At 73.3% G+C, this 15,328-nt stretch carries 16 protein-coding genes; 7 read left to right on the forward strand and 9 right to left on the reverse strand.

Annotation, left to right across the window (positions count from 1 at the left end):
• Positions 1-7 precede the first annotated feature (7 nt).
• Positions 8-502, reverse strand: coding sequence for a MarR family winged helix-turn-helix transcriptional regulator (locus CP982_RS40510; protein WP_150515989.1), 495 nt, complete (start codon positions 500-502; stop codon positions 8-10).
• A gap of 232 nt (positions 503-734) precedes the next feature.
• Here CP982_RS40510 and CP982_RS40515 point away from each other — a divergent pair, with 232 nt between their 5' ends.
• Positions 735-1,820 carry a TolB-like translocation protein gene (locus tag CP982_RS40515; RefSeq protein WP_229879127.1) on the forward strand — a complete coding sequence of 362 codons (1,086 nt, stop codon included), beginning with the start codon at positions 735-737 and terminating at the stop codon, positions 1,818-1,820.
• Positions 1,821-1,880: 60 nt separating this feature from the next.
• Here CP982_RS40515 and CP982_RS40520 read toward each other — a convergent pair whose 3' ends face one another.
• Both CP982_RS40520 and CP982_RS40525 read right to left on the reverse strand, forming a co-directional pair.
• The gene (locus CP982_RS40520; RefSeq protein WP_212669216.1) at positions 1,881-3,116 is read right to left on the reverse strand and encodes a GNAT family N-acetyltransferase; all 1,236 of its coding nucleotides are present in this window, start codon (positions 3,114-3,116) and stop codon (positions 1,881-1,883) included.
• A gap of 7 nt (positions 3,117-3,123) precedes the next feature.
• Positions 3,124-4,110 (reverse strand): ATP-grasp domain-containing protein, encoded by a 987-nt coding sequence (locus CP982_RS40525; RefSeq protein WP_229879125.1) that lies wholly within the window; start codon positions 4,108-4,110, stop codon positions 3,124-3,126.
• A gap of 216 nt (positions 4,111-4,326) precedes the next feature.
• On the opposite strand from CP982_RS40525, the gene CP982_RS40530 reads away from it, so the two are divergent.
• Positions 4,327-5,433, forward strand: coding sequence for a serine hydrolase domain-containing protein (locus CP982_RS40530; protein WP_150515064.1), 1,107 nt, complete (start codon positions 4,327-4,329; stop codon positions 5,431-5,433).
• 17 nt (positions 5,434-5,450) lie between these two features.
• Here CP982_RS40530 and CP982_RS40535 read toward each other — a convergent pair whose 3' ends face one another.
• On the reverse strand, positions 5,451-5,966 hold the full coding sequence (locus CP982_RS40535) for a hypothetical protein (protein ID WP_170316602.1): 516 nt from the start codon (positions 5,964-5,966) through the stop codon (positions 5,451-5,453).
• Between the two features lie 156 nt (positions 5,967-6,122).
• Between CP982_RS40535 and CP982_RS40540 the strand changes: the two genes are divergently transcribed.
• Positions 6,123-6,845 (forward strand): class I SAM-dependent methyltransferase, encoded by a 723-nt coding sequence (locus CP982_RS40540; protein ID WP_150515066.1) that lies wholly within the window; start codon positions 6,123-6,125, stop codon positions 6,843-6,845.
• A gap of 17 nt (positions 6,846-6,862) precedes the next feature.
• On the opposite strand, the gene CP982_RS40545 is transcribed toward CP982_RS40540, so the two are convergent.
• The gene (locus CP982_RS40545; RefSeq protein WP_150515067.1) at positions 6,863-7,273 is read right to left on the reverse strand and encodes a RidA family protein; all 411 of its coding nucleotides are present in this window, start codon (positions 7,271-7,273) and stop codon (positions 6,863-6,865) included.
• Between the two features lie 155 nt (positions 7,274-7,428).
• A complete protein-coding gene (locus CP982_RS40550; RefSeq protein ID WP_150515068.1) occupies positions 7,429-8,043 on the reverse strand; it encodes a hypothetical protein in 615 nt (204 codons plus the stop codon).
• A gap of 388 nt (positions 8,044-8,431) precedes the next feature.
• Between CP982_RS40550 and CP982_RS40555 the strand changes: the two genes are divergently transcribed.
• The 4 genes from CP982_RS40555 (at position 8,432) to CP982_RS40570 (ending at position 11,871) form a co-directional block, all read left to right on the forward strand.
• Positions 8,432-9,121 carry a M15 family metallopeptidase gene (locus CP982_RS40555; RefSeq protein WP_150515069.1) on the forward strand — a complete coding sequence of 230 codons (690 nt, stop codon included), beginning with the start codon at positions 8,432-8,434 and terminating at the stop codon, positions 9,119-9,121.
• Between the two features lie 62 nt (positions 9,122-9,183).
• On the forward strand, positions 9,184-9,885 hold the full coding sequence (locus CP982_RS40560) for a response regulator transcription factor (RefSeq protein ID WP_150515070.1): 702 nt from the start codon (positions 9,184-9,186) through the stop codon (positions 9,883-9,885).
• The gene (locus CP982_RS40565; RefSeq protein ID WP_150515071.1) at positions 9,885-11,270 is read left to right on the forward strand and encodes a HAMP domain-containing sensor histidine kinase; all 1,386 of its coding nucleotides are present in this window, start codon (positions 9,885-9,887) and stop codon (positions 11,268-11,270) included. The genes CP982_RS40560 and CP982_RS40565 overlap by 1 nt, the downstream gene beginning before the upstream one ends.
• A complete protein-coding gene (locus CP982_RS40570; RefSeq protein ID WP_150515072.1) occupies positions 11,254-11,871 on the forward strand; it encodes a hypothetical protein in 618 nt (205 codons plus the stop codon). The genes CP982_RS40565 and CP982_RS40570 overlap by 17 nt, the downstream gene beginning before the upstream one ends.
• Here CP982_RS40570 and CP982_RS40575 read toward each other — a convergent pair.
• From CP982_RS40575 to CP982_RS40585, 3 genes are all read right to left on the reverse strand, one after another.
• Positions 11,832-13,403: an acyl--CoA ligase family protein gene (locus CP982_RS40575; RefSeq protein WP_150515073.1), complete on the reverse strand. Its 1,572-nt coding sequence runs from the start codon at positions 13,401-13,403 to the stop codon at positions 11,832-11,834. The two genes, CP982_RS40570 and CP982_RS40575, sit on opposite strands and share 40 nt — an antisense overlap.
• Positions 13,404-13,499: 96 nt before the next feature.
• Positions 13,500-14,636 carry a maleylpyruvate isomerase family mycothiol-dependent enzyme gene (locus CP982_RS40580; RefSeq protein WP_150515074.1) on the reverse strand — a complete coding sequence of 379 codons (1,137 nt, stop codon included), beginning with the start codon at positions 14,634-14,636 and terminating at the stop codon, positions 13,500-13,502.
• Positions 14,633-15,235 carry a sigma-70 family RNA polymerase sigma factor gene (locus tag CP982_RS40585; RefSeq protein WP_150515075.1) on the reverse strand — a complete coding sequence of 201 codons (603 nt, stop codon included), beginning with the start codon at positions 15,233-15,235 and terminating at the stop codon, positions 14,633-14,635. Before CP982_RS40585 ends, CP982_RS40580 begins: the two co-directional genes overlap by 4 nt.
• Positions 15,236-15,328: the final 93 nt, after the last annotated feature.

Below are 15,328 nucleotides of genomic sequence, written 5' to 3' on the forward strand. Positions count from 1 at the left end.
CCGTGGGTCAGAGCACCAGCCGGCGGAACTCCTCGGCGGCCTCGGGGACATGGACGGAGCGGTCGCCCGCCACGTCCAATAGCGCCCGCAACCCCGCCACCAGGCCGGACCGCGCCTCGGGCGGCACCGCTTCGACGAGCTTCGCCACCTCCCGGCGCCGGTGCCGCAGCACGCGTGCCACCAGGGTGGCGCCCGACGGCGTCAGTGTGAGGATCACCTCGCGTCGGCTGTCGGGATTGGCCCGGCGGTCCACGAGGCCGACCGCTTCGAGCCGTACCACCGCACGCAGCGCGGTCGACGCGTTCACCCCAAGCACCTCGGCGAGTTCCGCCAGTTTCACCGGGCCGCACCCCTCCAGGGCGACCATCGTCCGCAGCTGCGGGAGCGAGAGCGACTCGTCCACCTCGGCCAACGCCCGCGCCGACATGCCCATCACCAGGCGCGAGGCCGCCATCACCACAGCGACCACGTCTTCTTCCTCGACCACCGCACTCGACACCATGGCAAGACCGTAGGGCATACGCCCCATGGCCGGATCGGGATGCACAGGGCTCGTCCACTCCTCCGGCCTTCCCAAGACCACCGCGCACCGCGGAGACGCTTAGGCGCCCGTCCAGGTTGTACGCATTGCAGCCGATTGACCCGTGCCGGGGGGTGCGCTTGGATCCGTGGAGGCCCTCGGCGTCGGGCCGGGGGCGACACGCTCTGGGGGGAACATGTCCTTGGCTAGACGCGTGCAGTCGTCCGCCGCAGGCGCGTTACGCATCCGCACGGCCGCCGTCGCGGTCACGGCGGTCGGCGCCGTCACCTTCACCGCGCTGCCCGCCACCGCGGGGTCACACGCGCCGAGCGTGCGGCGCGTGTCCGTCGCCGCCGACGGCACCGAGGCCAACAACGGCTCGACCCACGCGGCCCTTTCGCGCAACGGCGCCTTCACCCTCTTCCACAGCGCCGCCACCAACCTCACCCAGGAACCCACGCCCCGCCCGCCCGGCGCCGTCCACATCCGTGACAACAGGACCGGCGAGGTCAAGCGGATCAGGGACTCCTTGCAGGACCCCGCCGTCAGCGACGACGGGCGGTACGTCACCTACCTCGGCTGGGGCAGTCACACCGTCAAGGTCAAGCTCGCCGACCTGGAGACGGGCGAGACGAAGATCGTCAGCAGCGGTCCGTCGAAGGCCGGGTCCGACAGCGCCACCATGAGCGCCGACGGCCGCTACATCGCCTTCACCCAGCAGCCCGACCACCCCTCGATCCCGTCCCGCGTCGACGTCTACGACCGCGTCAAGGGGACCTACGAGACCGTGAGCGAGGGCCCGCCGATCTCCACCCGCGACATGCAGGCCCCCTCCATCAGCGCCGACGGCCGCTACGTCGCCTACCGCGACGCGGGCACCGGCGAGGTCTGGCGCTACGACCGCGACCAGCGCACCCGGGTCCGCGTCGACGACAGCGGGTCGAGCGAACTCGTCCAGCTCAGTGGCAACGGCCGCACCGTCGCCATCAACACGGCGGACGGCGCCTACGTCCGCGACGTACCCACCGGTGCCGTCACCCGGCTGCCCGGCAAGAGGATCGACGCGCTCAGCCAGAACGGCCACCAGGTGCTCCACCAGAGCAACGACCCCGTGGCGTACTCCGAACTCCGTCTGCGCCACGTCCCGAGCGGCCACGAGACCGTCGTCCACGACAACGCCAGGGCCGTGCCCGGCGCCATCGCGGGACAGAGCCGTCTCGTCTTCGACAGCCTCGACGCCGACGTCGTACCGGGCGACACGAACGGCAAGGCCGACATCTTCCTGTGGCGGGCCCACTGACGACCCGACCGTTCCGCCCGGCGCGGCCGTCGCGACCGCGCCGGGCCCCGCGGGCAGATGTCAGTACGGCAGGTAGAAGCTGAGCACATCCGCGGTCAGCGGCGGGAAGAGCGCCTGGAACAGCTCTTCCCGCGCGGCGTAGACGTCGGGCCGCATCCGGCTCAGACCCTTCAGGCCGTGCGGGCCGAAGAGCAGGGCGGGCAGCTGGTCGGGAGCCACCCCGGCGCCGGCCACGGCCCTGGGGCCCTGCATCGGCCCGCCGGTGACCACGGCACCGAGCCCTTCGGGGAGGACCGGGATCCGGTAGTGGGCGCCGAACGTGGACACGATGATGTCGCGGCCGCCCGGATCCGCACCGGCCGCGGTGAGCCGCTGCCAGAGCAGCGGCCGCAGCAGATCCAGGAGCGCCGCGACATCCGGGATGCGGACGTAGTACTGCTCCGCCTGCTCGCGCGGTTCGGGCTCCAGGAACTCCTGCCAGGCGGTGGCGGTCACCGTGCCCGCCCGGTCGACGACGCGCACCCGGCCGTCGGGGACCAGGGCGGCGACACCGCGCAGCAGCTCCCGGGCCGCCGCCTCGTCACGCGCTGCGGCCTCGGCGAGGAGCACATCGCCGTCCGGGGGTGTGGTGCGCCCGGCGGCGACGACGGCGCCGTCGCGCTCAAGGACCCGCAGGTCGCTCGCCTCGTGCTCAAGGAGCCACCGCCAGCAGGCGGCCGAGTGCGGCATCGCCACGTCGAACCGCTCCTGGGCCGCGTCCTGCAGGGCCGCCACGGCGGGGATGTCGTCCGGCCCGGCGGCGCGCAGGGCGGGCGTCCCCTCGCCGGGCGGAGGCGTGCGCACGGCCAGGGCCTGCGGGATGTCGATGGCGTACTCATAGCCGAACCGGCGGTAGAAGTACGGGATCCCGATCATCGCCTGGACGACGTGTCCCCGCGCGGCGGAGCGGTCGTGCGCCCAGCCCATCAGCGCCCGCACGAGCCCGCGCCCCTCGTACTCCTTGGCGGTGGCGACCAGTTCGACCTGGCCGGCGGGGAGCCGGACGCCGCCGACGCGGAGGTCCTCGTCGAGGAGCGTCGCGGTGGAGACGACCCGGTCGCCGTCGACGACCACGGCGCAGGCGGACCACCCGGCCTCCGGGTCCTCGACCACGAGGCGGTGGTCGAGGGCGTCGGCCGGTTCACCCCGCCCGGCAAGGAGCGCGCCGATCTGATCGAGGTCCGCGGGGCGGGCCTCTCGCAGCACGAGCCCGCCGGGCAGCGGAACGGGAGCGGGAGGGGGCACGATCGTCTTCACCGCCGGACTATCGCAGCGCCCGAACCTGGTCGTCCATCGATTTTCCCCCGGCACCTTCGCTCCTGGCGGCCAGACGACGGTTCACACAGGCGGTGATGGCGGGGACGACCGCGTCCATCGCCGGGCGCCAGCCCGGGACGGCGTTGACCTCGCAGACGGTGTAGGTGTCTTCGGAGGCGAACAGCAGGTCCACCCCGGCGATGTCCAGGCCCAGGGCGCGGGCCGCGTCCACCGCGAGCGCCTCCGCGCGCGGGTAGCGCCCCCGGCACAGCGCGGCGGAGCCGCCCTTCGCGATGTTGGCGGTGAGGCCGCCGTTGTCGGAGGTGTGCAGGACGGCGTCCACCGGCTCGCCGTCCACCACGATGACGCGCAGGGTACGGCCGTGGGAGTGCGCCACATGCTCCTGGAACAGGAACGGGACGTCCTGCTGGAGGCTGCCCGCCACCGCGCGCAGCATCCGGGCGTCGGGAGCGAGGAACACCTGCGTGCCCTTGCAGCCGCTGACGGTCTTCACCACGCACGCCCCCTCCGTGCCGAGGCTGCGGACGACCCCTTCGAGCGGCGCGGTGGCGTAGGAGAGGGTGTCGGGCACCGGAAGGCCCGCCAGGGCGAGTTCTTGCAGCTGCCAGATCTTGTTGCGGCTGTTGAGGTGGGCGCCGACGCCGTTGACGAGGATGCTGCCCATGCGCTCCAGGTGCCGCAGTAGGGTCACCTCGCGGTCGTCGCGCATGGGCCCCGCCACCTGGCGTACGCACACCACGTCGGGAGCGGGCAGTTCCGCGCCGCCGAGGGTGCGCAGGACCAGGCGGCCGCCCTGGACGCCGAAGAGCAGCTCGTCGGTGTGCCACACCGCGAAACGCTCGCCGTGGGCGTCCGCGAGGGCGTCGGCGAGTTCACGCGTGGACCTGCGCAGCGCGGTGGGCTGCTGCCGCACCAGCATCCATACGCGCGCGGGCGCCGCGATCACCGGGCGGGTACGGTCCTGTGGCTGCACACTGGCTCCTCGTCTCGACGCCGCCCTGGTGAGCGGCGGATCGGAAGGGGCCAGTCTCACAGAAGGACCGGCGACCGGCGGCCGGGCACCGGCGGTATGGCCGGGTCGCGACCGGGGCGCCGCGGCGGCGGACCGGGCCGGTCGGGCGTGGTGGAGCGGCCGTGCCGCCGGAAAACCGGTTGACCGAGATGCGGCGACAGGGGCTAGATTCCCCGCATGGCCGACGTTCAGGGCACATATGATGATCTGTTCACCGCCGTCCCCGAAGCCCTCGCGGCGCTTCTCGACTCGGGGGACGCGGGAGCCTCGGCAGCCGTCTTCGTGGACGGCGAGCCGGTGGTCGACGTCTGGGGCGGCTTCACCGACGCGGCCCGTACGACTCCCTGGCAGGGTGACACCCTCGTCAACTCCTGGTCGGTCACCAAGACGATGACGGCGCTGTGCGCCCTGATCCTGGCCGACCGCGGCGAGCTCGACCTGGAGGCGCCGGTCGCACGGTACTGGCCGGAGTTCGCGGCGGCGGGCAAGGAGGCCGTCCTCGTCCGGCACCTGCTCGCGCACACCGCGGGCCTGCCCGACTGGGAGGGCCCGGTCGACGAGCTGTACGACTGGCAGGCGGCCACGGCACGCCTGGCCGCGCAGGCGCCGCGCTGGGAGCCGGGCACCGCCGCCGGATACCACTCGCTCACCCAGGGGTTCCTGGTCGGCGAGGTCGTGCGCCGGATCACCGGGCGCGGCCCCGGCGGGTTCTTCGCCGATGAGGTGGCCGGGCCGCTGGGCGCGGACTTCCACCTGGGTCTTCCCGCCGAGCACGACGGACGGGTCGCGCTCACCGTGCCGCCGCTGTCCCGGGACGAGGACTACGCGGCGAGCGCGCCGGGCCCCGGCTCGGCCCCGTCGGCCGCGACCGCGATCCGGGTACGCGACGGCAACAGCGTCGCCTGGCGGCGTGCGGAGATCCCCGCCGCGAGCGGATTCGGCAACGCCCGCTCGGTCGCGCTCGTCCAGTCGGTCCTCGCGTGCGGGGGAGCGGTGGGCGAGGTGCGGCTGCTCTCGAAGGCGGGCTGCGACCGCGCGTGGGAGGAGCAGTTCCACGGCGAGGACCGCGTCCTGGGCACCTCGGTGCGGTACGGCATGGGCTACGGCCTGTTCGGCACCACCTACGGCTGGGGCGGCTGGGGCGGTTCCCTCGTGATGGTCGAGCCCGACGCCCGCATGGCGGTGGCCTACGTGACGAACCAGATGCGCGGCCCCGAAGACGACAACCGGGGCCTGGAAGTCGTGATGGCCGCCTACGACGGGCTCATGGGCCTGCGCGCCTGACCCCGAGGGTGGGCGCGCTACGTCCGCGATTCCCGGGTGAGCCGGTCGAGTTGCCTGTCGATCACCACGTCGATGGGGAAGCGGGGCGGACGCTCGGCACCGCGGTCGCTCATGTCCACGGTGAGGGATCCCACGCGCACCCAGGTGTGGTGGTCGACCAGCGCGGTGCCGTCCGGCCCTGTCGAACTCAGATCGAGGGTGACCGCTTCGTCACCGAACGCCGCCGTTCTCACCTGGGATATCCGGGAGTTGAGCCTGCCCTCCGAGGTCTGCCCCACCAGCGTCCCGCAGCTCTTGAGCCCGTCCGTCAGCTTCTGGAACCGCTCGGCGGCCCCGGCGCCCGCGTACGAGGCCAGCCAGGTGCGACCGCCCCAGCGCGTGCCCTTCCACCAGAAGTCCTGGATCACTGACGTGGACGCGTGGTGCGCGACGAGCGCGTCGAACACGTCCTGGCAGCCCCGGCCCGGCACCCTCACCCGCGGGTCGTAGCGGGGCACGGGCCCCTGCACCGTGCTGCGCTCGGCCTGCGGCACGTCCGCGTCCCGGAGCAGGAGGGACTTCAGCTCGCCCGCCGCGAGCGGCCGGGCCCCGCCTCCGGCCGAGCCGGGCAGGCACTACGGCCCGATGGCGTGATCGAGCCACCCCGGCCCTGCCGCGAGACGCGCGGAAGTTGCTGCGAGGATCGCGGCATGACAGCTGAGACCGCGTACCACGGTGAGATGGGCGAGCAGTTCGCCGCGCAGGCCACGGACAGCGTGTACCACGCGTACACCGATCGCCCGGCGATGCTCGAACTGGCCGGTGATGTGCGGGGGCTGCGGGTCCTCGACCTCGGATGCGGGGGCGGGCACTACGCCGCCGCGTTCCTGGAGCGGGGAGCCGCGCACGTCACCGGTGTCGAGGGGAGCCAGTCCCTGCTGGCGGCCGCGCGGGAGCGGGTCGGTGAGCGTGCCGTGCTGCGCCGGCACGACCTGGAGGAGCCGCTGGACTTCCTGCGGGACGAGGTGTTCGACGTGGTCGTGATGGCCCTCGTCCTCCACCACGTCGAGGCGCGCGAGCAGTTGCTCGCCGAAGTGCGGCGCGTGCTGCGGCCGGGTGGCACCCTGCTGGTCTCCACGACCCACCCGACCAGCGACTGGACGTACTTCGGCGGGTCCTACTTCGCGGACGACCGGGTGGAGCTGCCGTTCGGTGACGGGTTCACCCTCACGTACCGGCGGATGACCCTCGAGGTCTTCCTCGGCGAACTGCTCGGCGCGGGCTTCCTGGTGGAGAAGCTCGTCGAGCCGAGAGCCATGGAGGAGGCCCGGAGGGTCGATCCGCGCCGGTACGACAAGACCCACCGCCAGCCGCTGTTCCTGGCCGTGAGGCTGCGCCGGCCGTGCAGGCACCCCCGCGCTGAGCGGCCGTGACGGCCGCGGCGCATCGGCTAGCCGACGGGGCGGACGGCGACCGCGTCGACCTCGAAGAGCATGCCCGGCAGCGCGAGCGAGGCGACCCCGCTGAGCGTCTGCGCCGGGAGGCGGTCCCCGAAGTGGGCGTGGAGCGTCTTGCCGAGGTCGCCGAGCTTGTCGACGTCGTGGTCCACGATGTACGTGCCGAGACGCACGACGTGCTCGAAGCCGAGACCCACCCCTTCCAGGGCCGATCTCAGCCGCTCGAAGGCCAGCTCGACCTGGGCGGCGAAGTCACCGGGCACCGGGGCGCCGGTGGCGTCGGAGGCGTACTGGCCGCCGATGAAGACGAGTTCGCCGGGCGCCGATGCGGCGTGGCTGTAACCGAAGGGGGCCGGGTCGTGGAGCGTGTCGGGGTTGGTGAGGGTGCGGGCGTCGTTCGTCATGTCCTGGCGATCCTTTGCGATGTGCGGCCGCCACGCGGTGCGAGGGCGGCACTGGTGGGGAGCCGGTCCGGCTCCCCAACTGCTTGAACGTTCTATGAGAACGTCCCGTGCCGTTCCTCGCATTCCGCTGGACAGAACAATCTTCGGACCGGACGTCAGTCCTTCGACTCCGGCTTCTCGGCGGCCGCCGCGCCCTCGTCGGACTTCTCCGCCTGCTCCGTGGCGTCGGGCGTGCTGTAGAAGACGGAGTTCTTCTGCCGGGTGCGCTGGGCCTGGCCCTTGGCGACCAGCTTCTCCAGCGTGGTGCGCACGACCGTGGTCTTGATGGTGCGATCCGGGTGGCCCTGGGTGAGCGCGGTCGTCACCTCGGCCGCCGAGCGCGGTTCGGCCTGCTGACCCAGGTGGGTCCGCACCAGCTCGATGAGGGTGGGACCTTCGGTGGACTTGGGCTGCGGCTTGGCCTTGGCGGCGGCCGCGGCCTTCTTGCGCACGGTGCGCTTGGCGCGGGGTGCGGACTCACGGGGCGCGGGGACCCGTGCCGTGCGGGACGCACCGGCCTGCCGGACGGCGCCCGAGGGCCCGTCGTCCAGCAGTTGCTGCATCTTCAGGAGCAGCTCGCGGTCGTGCTGCAGGCCGCGCAACTGCTCCTGCAAGGACTGCACTTCGGTTCCGATACGTTCCTGCTCGGTGGCATTGCGCTCAAGGTCGGTCGCCAGTTGCGTGGCGTACTGACTCTCGAGTCCGGTCGGTGTGGTGAGGGCGTCAGACATGACGTCCACCTCTCCTGAGTGCGAACGGGGTGTCGGCGGATCCTACCCGCATGTTTCTCGCCATGATCCTGCTTAGTCGGCGAGACTTGCTCTGGCGACACGTTGCGCGGGGTTCATCAGCGTGACACCACATGGGCCACCACGACACCGGTCACCAGGTGCGGCAGGCAGGACATGGCTCCTTCTCTACCCAAGGGCGGCCTGTGTACCCAAGTCGCGCGGTCGCAGTCCGGGTTGGGACGTCGTACTCCGCGGGGTGGCGAGCGCGCCCGCGCGGTTGACTTCGCGCGGACGGGACGCGACCGGCACCGGGCCGATGCGCCGAGTCCGCCGATGACAGGACCGAAGTCCCCTTCCGGGCGCGGCCCTCCTGGGAGATGATCGCGTGATGAGCGAGATCATTCTGATGTCGGATCCGAGGGTCGCCGCGATACCCGTCACCGAGTGCGGCGAACAGCTCGTCAACGTACGGACCGACGGCGGTCTGCGCGTCGACGACCGGCAGCGGGACCCGGACGACGGCTTCGCCCACCTGCGGCCCGCGGACGCCTTCGCCCAACTGCGCGCAGGCGTCCTGGAGCGCCTACTGAAGGCCCAGTCGCTGCTCCCGCCCGAGGTGCGGCTGCTGTTCGTCGAGGGATACCGGCCGCTCGCGCTGCAGCGCGCGTACTTCGAGGAGTACACCGACGAACTGCGGGCGCTGCACCCCGACTGGCCCGCCGAGCGGCTCCACGCGGCGGCGAGCCGGTACGTGTCGCCGCCGGAGATCTCCCCGCACAGCGCGGGCGCGGCCGTCGACCTCACCCTGGCCGACGCCGACGGACGCGAACTGGACCTGGGCACCCGCATGAACGCGGACCCCGAGGAGAGCGAGGGCGCCTGCTACACCGACGCCCTCAACATCAGCGCCCGGGCCCGCGCCCACCGGGAGCTGCTCGGCTCGGTGCTCACCGCCGCGGGCCTGGTGAACTACCCCACCGAGTGGTGGCACTGGTCCTACGGCGACCGCTACTGGGCCCTGCTCACCGGCGCGGACGCGGCCCGCTACGGTCCGACGGAACACACCTCGACGGCCTGAACGCAGCCTCACAACGGGGGCCGCCCACCACGTTCAGGGCCCCCACCAGCGAAGATGTGCTCATGACTGAGGCAACTGAGCACCGTCGCACGGTCCTGGTCGTCGAGGACGACCCGGGCGTGCGCAGCACCCTGGACCAACTGCTGCGCTTCGAGGGCTACCGCGTCCTGCCGGCCCCCGACGGACTGCGCGGGCTCGCCCTGATCGAGGAGGAGGGCCCCGATCTGGCGGTGGTGGACGTGGTGATGCCGGGCCTGGACGGACTGGCGCTCTGCCGGATGCTGCGCAGGCGCGGCGACCGCCTCCCCGTGCTCGTGCTCACCGCCCGGGACCAGATCGGCGACCGCGTCGCCGGGCTCGACGCCGGGGCCGACGACTACCTCGCGAAGCCCTTCGCCACCGAGGAACTCCTCGCGCGCATCCGCGCGTTGCTGCGCCGCACCGATCCTCCCGCGGCCGCCGCTGAGCTCCTGGCCGTCGGTGACCTCACCCTGGACCCCGCCACCCGCCAGGCCCACCGGGGACCCCACCCGCTCGACCTGACCAAGACCGAGTTCGACGTCCTGGAACTGCTGTTGAACAACCCGGGGGTCGTGCTCACCCGCACCCAGATCTATGAGCGGATATGGGGCTACGACTTCGACACCACGTCGCGCTCCCTCGACGTCTACATCGGCTATCTGCGCCGCAAGACCGAACGCGACGGCGCCCCACGGGTCATCCACACCGTGCGCAACGTCGGCTACACCGTCAGGTCGGCGTGATGGCGCGCCCCCTGGCGTGGCTGGCCCGCCTCGCCCTGCGCACGAAGGTCACCCTCGTGGTCGTCGCGGCGGTCGTGCTCGCCATCACCGTGACCGTCGCCGCGTCCTACCGCAGCGTCAGCGAACTCGTCGGCAACGAGCTGGAGCGCGGGCTCGAAGACCGTGCCGACACGGTCACCACCCTGCTCGCCGCGTCCCGCAAACCGCCGGTGCGCCCCGACACCACCGAGCAGCTGCTGCTCGCCGACGGCACCGTGCGCCCCCTGAGCCCGGGCCGGCACCTGCTGCCGGTCTCGGAGGCGGACCGCCGGGTGGCCCGCACCGGCGCCGGGACCAACCGCCGGGACGTGGTGGTCTCCGGACGTGAGTACGGCGTGCTGACCAAGCCGCTGCCCGACGGGGGAGCGGTCATGGTCGGCCAGCACTACCAAGGCGCCGTACGCGTCGAGAACGCCTTCCTGTGGCGCGTGCCCTGGACCACCCTGGCCGCGACCGGCCTCTCCGCCGTGCTGAGCTGGATCGTCCTGGGCCGCATCCTGCGCCCGGTCCGCCGTCTGGCCCGCGCCACCGGGCGCATCACCACCACCCAGGACCTGTCGACGCCCCTGCCGCCCGCGGGGGCGGACGAGATCGGCCAGCTCACCCGCAGCTTCGACGCCATGCTGGGCGCGCTGCGCCGCTCCCGCGCCCAGCAGCAGCAACTGGTGCAGGACGCGAGCCACGAACTGCGCACCCCCCTGACCTCGGTGCGCGGCAGCGCCGAACTCCTCCAACGGGCCCGCGGCAGGCTCGACCCGCAGGACGAGGAGCAGATCCTCACCACCCTGGTCACCGAGACCACGGCCCTCGACGAGCTCGTCCGCGAACTCGTCGAGCTGGCCACCGACCGGTACACCGGTGAGGACCCGACGAGCGTCGACCTGCCCGCCGTGGCGGAAGACAGCGCGCAGCGCTACCGCCAGCGCACCGGCCGCGACATCTCCGTCACGGTCGAGGGGCCCGTCCCGGTCCGGGCCAGGCCCCGGGCGCTGCAACGCTGCGTCGACAACCTGTTGAGCAACGCCGTCAAGTTCAGCGAGGCCCCCGCGCCCATCGTCCTCCGCGTCGACGGCAGCCGCCTGACGGTACGCGATCACGGCCCCGGCATCGCTCCGGACGACCGGCACGCCGTCTTCGACCGCTTCTTCCGCGGCCCCCGCACCCAGTCCATCCCCGGGTCGGGGCTCGGCCTCGCCATCGTCCACGACATCATCACGGCCGACGAGGGCACCGTCTTCGCCACCGGCGCGACCGGCGGCGGCGCGGAGGTCGGCTTCCAGCTCCCGCCCCACCCGAAGAAGCCCGCCGGGCGGTCGCTACCGTTCCCGCGTGAACACCACCAGTGAACCGACCCGCCCGGACTGGCGCGTCCTCCTCGTCGGCGGCGCCTCGGGGACGGGCAAGACGACCGTCAGCCGCGCACTGGCACGACGGTTCGACACCCCCGTCGTGGAGGTCGACGACATCGTGGAGGCGCTCCTCGCGGTGACCCGGCCCGAGCACCTTCCCGAGCTGCACGTCTGGCGCACCCACCCCGAAGCGGCGTACGAGTCGCCCGAGTCCGTGGTGGAGCGGCAGATCGCGATCGCCCGGACACTGCTTCCCGCCGTCGAGGCCGTGGTGGCCAACCACGTGGACACCGATACGCCCGTCATCGTCGAAGGCGACTACCTGCTCCCCGAACTGGCGGTGCAGGGCGGACCCGTCCGGGCCGTCTTCGTCCACGAGGACGACACGGAGCAGGTGGTGGCCAACTACCTCGCGCGCGAACCGGACGCCGGACCCCAGCAGCACCGGGCGGACGTCAGCGTGCGGTACGGCAGCTGGCTGGCCGACCGGGCACGGGCCTCGGGCGTGCCGGTCGTCGCCTCGCGCCCGTGGCACGACCTGCCCCGGAGGGCCGCCGCTCAGGCCTGCCCCGGGCGCTCCCGCAGCACGTACTTCTGAATCTTGCCGGTCGACGTCTTCGGCAGGCGGGCGACGAACTCGACCTGGTCCGGCGCCTTGAAGCGGGCCAGGCGGGAGCGCACGTGGTCGATGAGGTCCTGGGCGGTCACCTCCACCCCGTCCGCGGCGGGGCTCAGCACGACGAAGGCCTTCGGGCGCTCGCCCCACTTCTCGTCGGGCACGCCCACGACCGCCACCTCGTGCACCGCGGGGTGCGAGTCCAGGGCCCGCTCCACCTCCACGGTCGAGATGTTCTCGCCGCCGGAGATGATGATGTCCTTGGCCCGGTCGCGCAGTTCCACATAGCCGTCCGGATGCCGCACCCCGAGGTCCCCGGAGTGGAACCAGCCGCCGCGGAAGGCCTCGGCGGTGGCCTCGGTGTCCTCGAAGTAGCCCGCCATGACGTTGTTGCCGCGCATGACGACCTCGCCGATCGTGGTGCCGTCGGCGGGGACGTCGCACATGTCCGCGTCGACGACGCGCAGGCCGTCCGTCTGGATCATGCCGACGCCCTGCCGGGCCCGCAGCGCGTGGCGCGCCGGGCCGTCCAGGGCGTCCCAGGACGGCTGCGGCTCGCACACGGCGTACGGGCCGTAGGTCTCGGTGAGTCCGTAGACGTGGACCACGTCGGCGCCGAGGTCCTCCACGCGGCGGATCAGGGTGGGGCTCGGCGGCGCGCCCGCGACCGTCACCGTGAGCGGGCGCCGCAGCCGGTGGGCCTGCGGGGCCGTCGCGAGGGTGAGCAGCACGGTCGGAGCGCCGTTGAGATGCGTGACCCCCTCGGTGCCCAGCAGCCGCCAGACGTCCTCGGCGACCACCGCGCGCAGGCACACATGGGTCCCGCCGATCGCCGTGAGGGCCCAGGCGGTGCACCAGCCGTTGCAGTGGAACATGGGCAGCGTCCACAGATACACGCTGTCGGGCGTGTGCCGGGAGTGCAGCACCTCACCGAGGGCGTTGAGGTAGGCCCCGCGGTGGGTGTACATGACGCCCTTGGGCCGCCCGGTCGTGCCGGAGGTGTAGTTGAGCGCGATGACCGCGTTCTCGTCCGGGACGTCCCAGGGCAGCGGGTTGTCGTCGCCCCGGGCGAGGAACGCCGCGTACGGCGTGCCGGGCGCCGCACCGGCGCCTGCTCCGACGGTGATGATCTCGCGGACCGTGGCGAGCCCTCCGGTGTCCAGACCAGCCGAGGCGAGCAACTCCGCGTCGCCCACCAGGAGGCGGGCGCCGGAGTGGTCGCAGATGTGGCGGACCTCCGCCGGCGCGAGGCGGGTGTTCACCGCGACCAGCACACCACCGGCCAGCGGCACGCCGAAGTGCGCCACGAGCAGTTCGGGGATGTTCGGGGCGAGATAGGCGACCCGGTCACCGGGCGCGACGCCGGAGGCCCGCAACGCGTGCGCGAGCCGGGTCGCCCGCGCGGCGAACTCGGCGTAGGTGAGGCGCAGTTCACCGTGGACGATCGCTGTCTTGTCGGGATGGACCTCGGCGGAGCGGCGCAGGAAGGCCAGCGGGGTGAGTGGGGTATGCATCGGAAGTCCTCACGTGTCGGCTGGGGGGGGGAGGGCTGCCCGGGGCCCATGGGCCCGGCACCCGGGGGCCCGGCCGCCGGGGCGCCCCGTGCTCGATCAAGGACCGGCGAAGGCGGACGCCGCCGCGAGGGCCGCCTCGGCCAGGGCGGCGTCCCCGCTGACGCGGGTGCGGGCCGCGGCCTCGGCGGGCGCGAGGCGGTCCCCGGTGAGGAGACAGAACTCCATGGCGTCGAGGGCGAGATGGGCGTCGGGAGGGCCTGTCGGCGGGGCCTGGCCCGGGTCGGTGAGGAGCCACGTGTCACCGCCGCGGCCGGTGAGTTCGAGGCGCAGGACGCGGCGGCCCAGGGGTGTGCCCCGCATCCGCATGGCGAGCGGGAGCAGGCGGACGCCGAAGTCGGACATGAGGGACAGGGAGCGCGTGGTGGGCGGCGGCAGCCGACGGCCGGTGCGCAGGGCGATGTCCCGGGTGTGGATCCAGGTCTCGAAGGCGCGCGCGGTGGTGTGGTGGGCCACGGGCAGCGGGGGGTCACCGGCGAGGGAGAGAGGACGCTCGGCATCGGCGGGGAGGGCCGCCTCGCCGAGCAGGACGGCGCGCAGCGCGTCGGCCTGCGCGCGCCACGCCGCGTGGATCGACCGGGGGGACCGCTCGACCGCCCACGACGTCCAGGCCCGGGTGCGGGCGGGCACCGTGTCGCCCGGCAGGTCGAGCGGGCCGCGGGTCCCGGCGTCGAGCGCCTCGGTCAGGAGGCTGTCGGTCGCGGCGAGGTGGGCGACCAGCTGCCCCACCGTCCAGCCCTCCACGGTGAGGGTGTCCCACTCCTCGGCGGTCAGGTCGCGCAGGACGGCGTCCAGCGTGGCCACCTGGTCCGTGTACGGACGGATGTGGGGCGGGACGGCACGGGGCGCGGGCGGTCGGCGGGCGAAGGCGAGGACCGTGACGCGGTCGCCGGAAGGGCGGGGCTGGTTCCCGGTGGGTCCGGCCGTGGCGGTGCCGTCGTACGGGGGCGGCGCGGTGGCCTCGTGCGGTGCCGCGTCCTCATGCGGCGACGGCTCCGCGAGGGCGGCGGTGGCCGGGTACAGGTACCGCGCCTCGGCCGCGCACGGGGCACAGTGCTCCAGGTGCGCCGCCACGGCGGCGCTCTCCTGGTCCGAGCAGGCGTCGAGCAGCCATGCGCCCAACAGGGCGCGCAGCGCGGCGTGTTCGTGGGGCGCGGGGCGGGGGGCACCGCTCATGGTGTGATCCCTTCCTCCGCGAGTGCCGCGGCCAGTGCGCGCAGGGCGGCCCGCAGGCGGGTCTTGGCGGTCCCTTCGGGGATGCCGAGGTCACCGGCCACCTGACGATAGGTACGGCTTCCGTAGTAGGCGAGGAGCAGCGGAGTGCGCAAGGTGTCCGGCAGCCGGGCCGCGGCGGAGCGTACACCGAGCGCCTCAAGGCGCGCGGTCACGGTCTCGGCGGTCTCGTCGTGGCCCGAAGGCGCCGGTGGCTCGGCGGTCCTGCGGTGCCGCTCCTCACGGCGGACCCAGTCGACGGCGCGCCGGTGGGCGACCACGCCGAGCCAGGCGCGCAGGGGTCCACGGGCCGGGTCGTAGGACAGCGGGCTCTCCCAGAGCCGGACGAACACCTCCTGAACGACGTCGTCGGCGGCGCTGTGGTCGCGGGTGATGCGCGCCGCGAGGCCCCGTACGAGCGGGGAGTACCGCTCGTAGATCTCGCGGAAGGCGTCTTCGTCGGCGGCGAGCAGGAGGGCCTGGACCTCCAGACGGTCCTCCGGAACGGCCCCGGTCGCCTCGTCGAGCCCGCCGCGCGGCTGCGCCTGATGGGAGGAGGCCATGGCGGAAGTGTCCCGCGAAGGCGTGGTTCCGGGACCCCCTGGCGGAAATCGGTGCCGTCGCGGCGGTGCCGGCGCCCGCCGCGGCCCGTACCC

It is taken from the genome of Streptomyces spectabilis (genome assembly GCF_008704795.1).
Taxonomy (GTDB): Bacteria; Actinomycetota; Actinomycetes; order Streptomycetales; family Streptomycetaceae; genus Streptomyces; species Streptomyces spectabilis.

Bases quoted from the DNA above. Each gene is read 5' to 3' on its own strand.
- CP982_RS40585 (WP_150515075.1), bottom strand. From the start codon at position 15,235: ATGGCCTCCTCCCATCAGGCGCAGCCGCGCGGCGGGCTCGACGAGGCG.
- CP982_RS40560 (WP_150515070.1), top strand. From the start codon at position 9,184: ATGACTGAGGCAACTGAGCACCGTCGCACGGTCCTGGTCGTCGAGGAC.
- CP982_RS40545 (WP_150515067.1), bottom strand. From the start codon at position 7,273: ATGACGAACGACGCCCGCACCCTCACCAACCCCGACACGCTCCACGAC.
- CP982_RS40510 (WP_150515989.1), bottom strand. From the start codon at position 502: ATGGTGTCGAGTGCGGTGGTCGAGGAAGAAGACGTGGTCGCTGTGGTG.
- CP982_RS40540 (WP_150515066.1), top strand. From the start codon at position 6,123: ATGACAGCTGAGACCGCGTACCACGGTGAGATGGGCGAGCAGTTCGCC.
- CP982_RS40565 (WP_150515071.1), top strand. From the start codon at position 9,885: ATGGCGCGCCCCCTGGCGTGGCTGGCCCGCCTCGCCCTGCGCACGAAG.
- CP982_RS40530 (WP_150515064.1), top strand. From the start codon at position 4,327: ATGGCCGACGTTCAGGGCACATATGATGATCTGTTCACCGCCGTCCCC.
- CP982_RS40580 (WP_150515074.1), bottom strand. From the start codon at position 14,636: ATGAGCGGTGCCCCCCGCCCCGCGCCCCACGAACACGCCGCGCTGCGC.
- CP982_RS40550 (WP_150515068.1), bottom strand. From the start codon at position 8,043: ATGTCTGACGCCCTCACCACACCGACCGGACTCGAGAGTCAGTACGCC.
- CP982_RS40575 (WP_150515073.1), bottom strand. From the start codon at position 13,403: ATGCATACCCCACTCACCCCGCTGGCCTTCCTGCGCCGCTCCGCCGAG.
- CP982_RS40555 (WP_150515069.1), top strand. From the start codon at position 8,432: ATGAGCGAGATCATTCTGATGTCGGATCCGAGGGTCGCCGCGATACCC.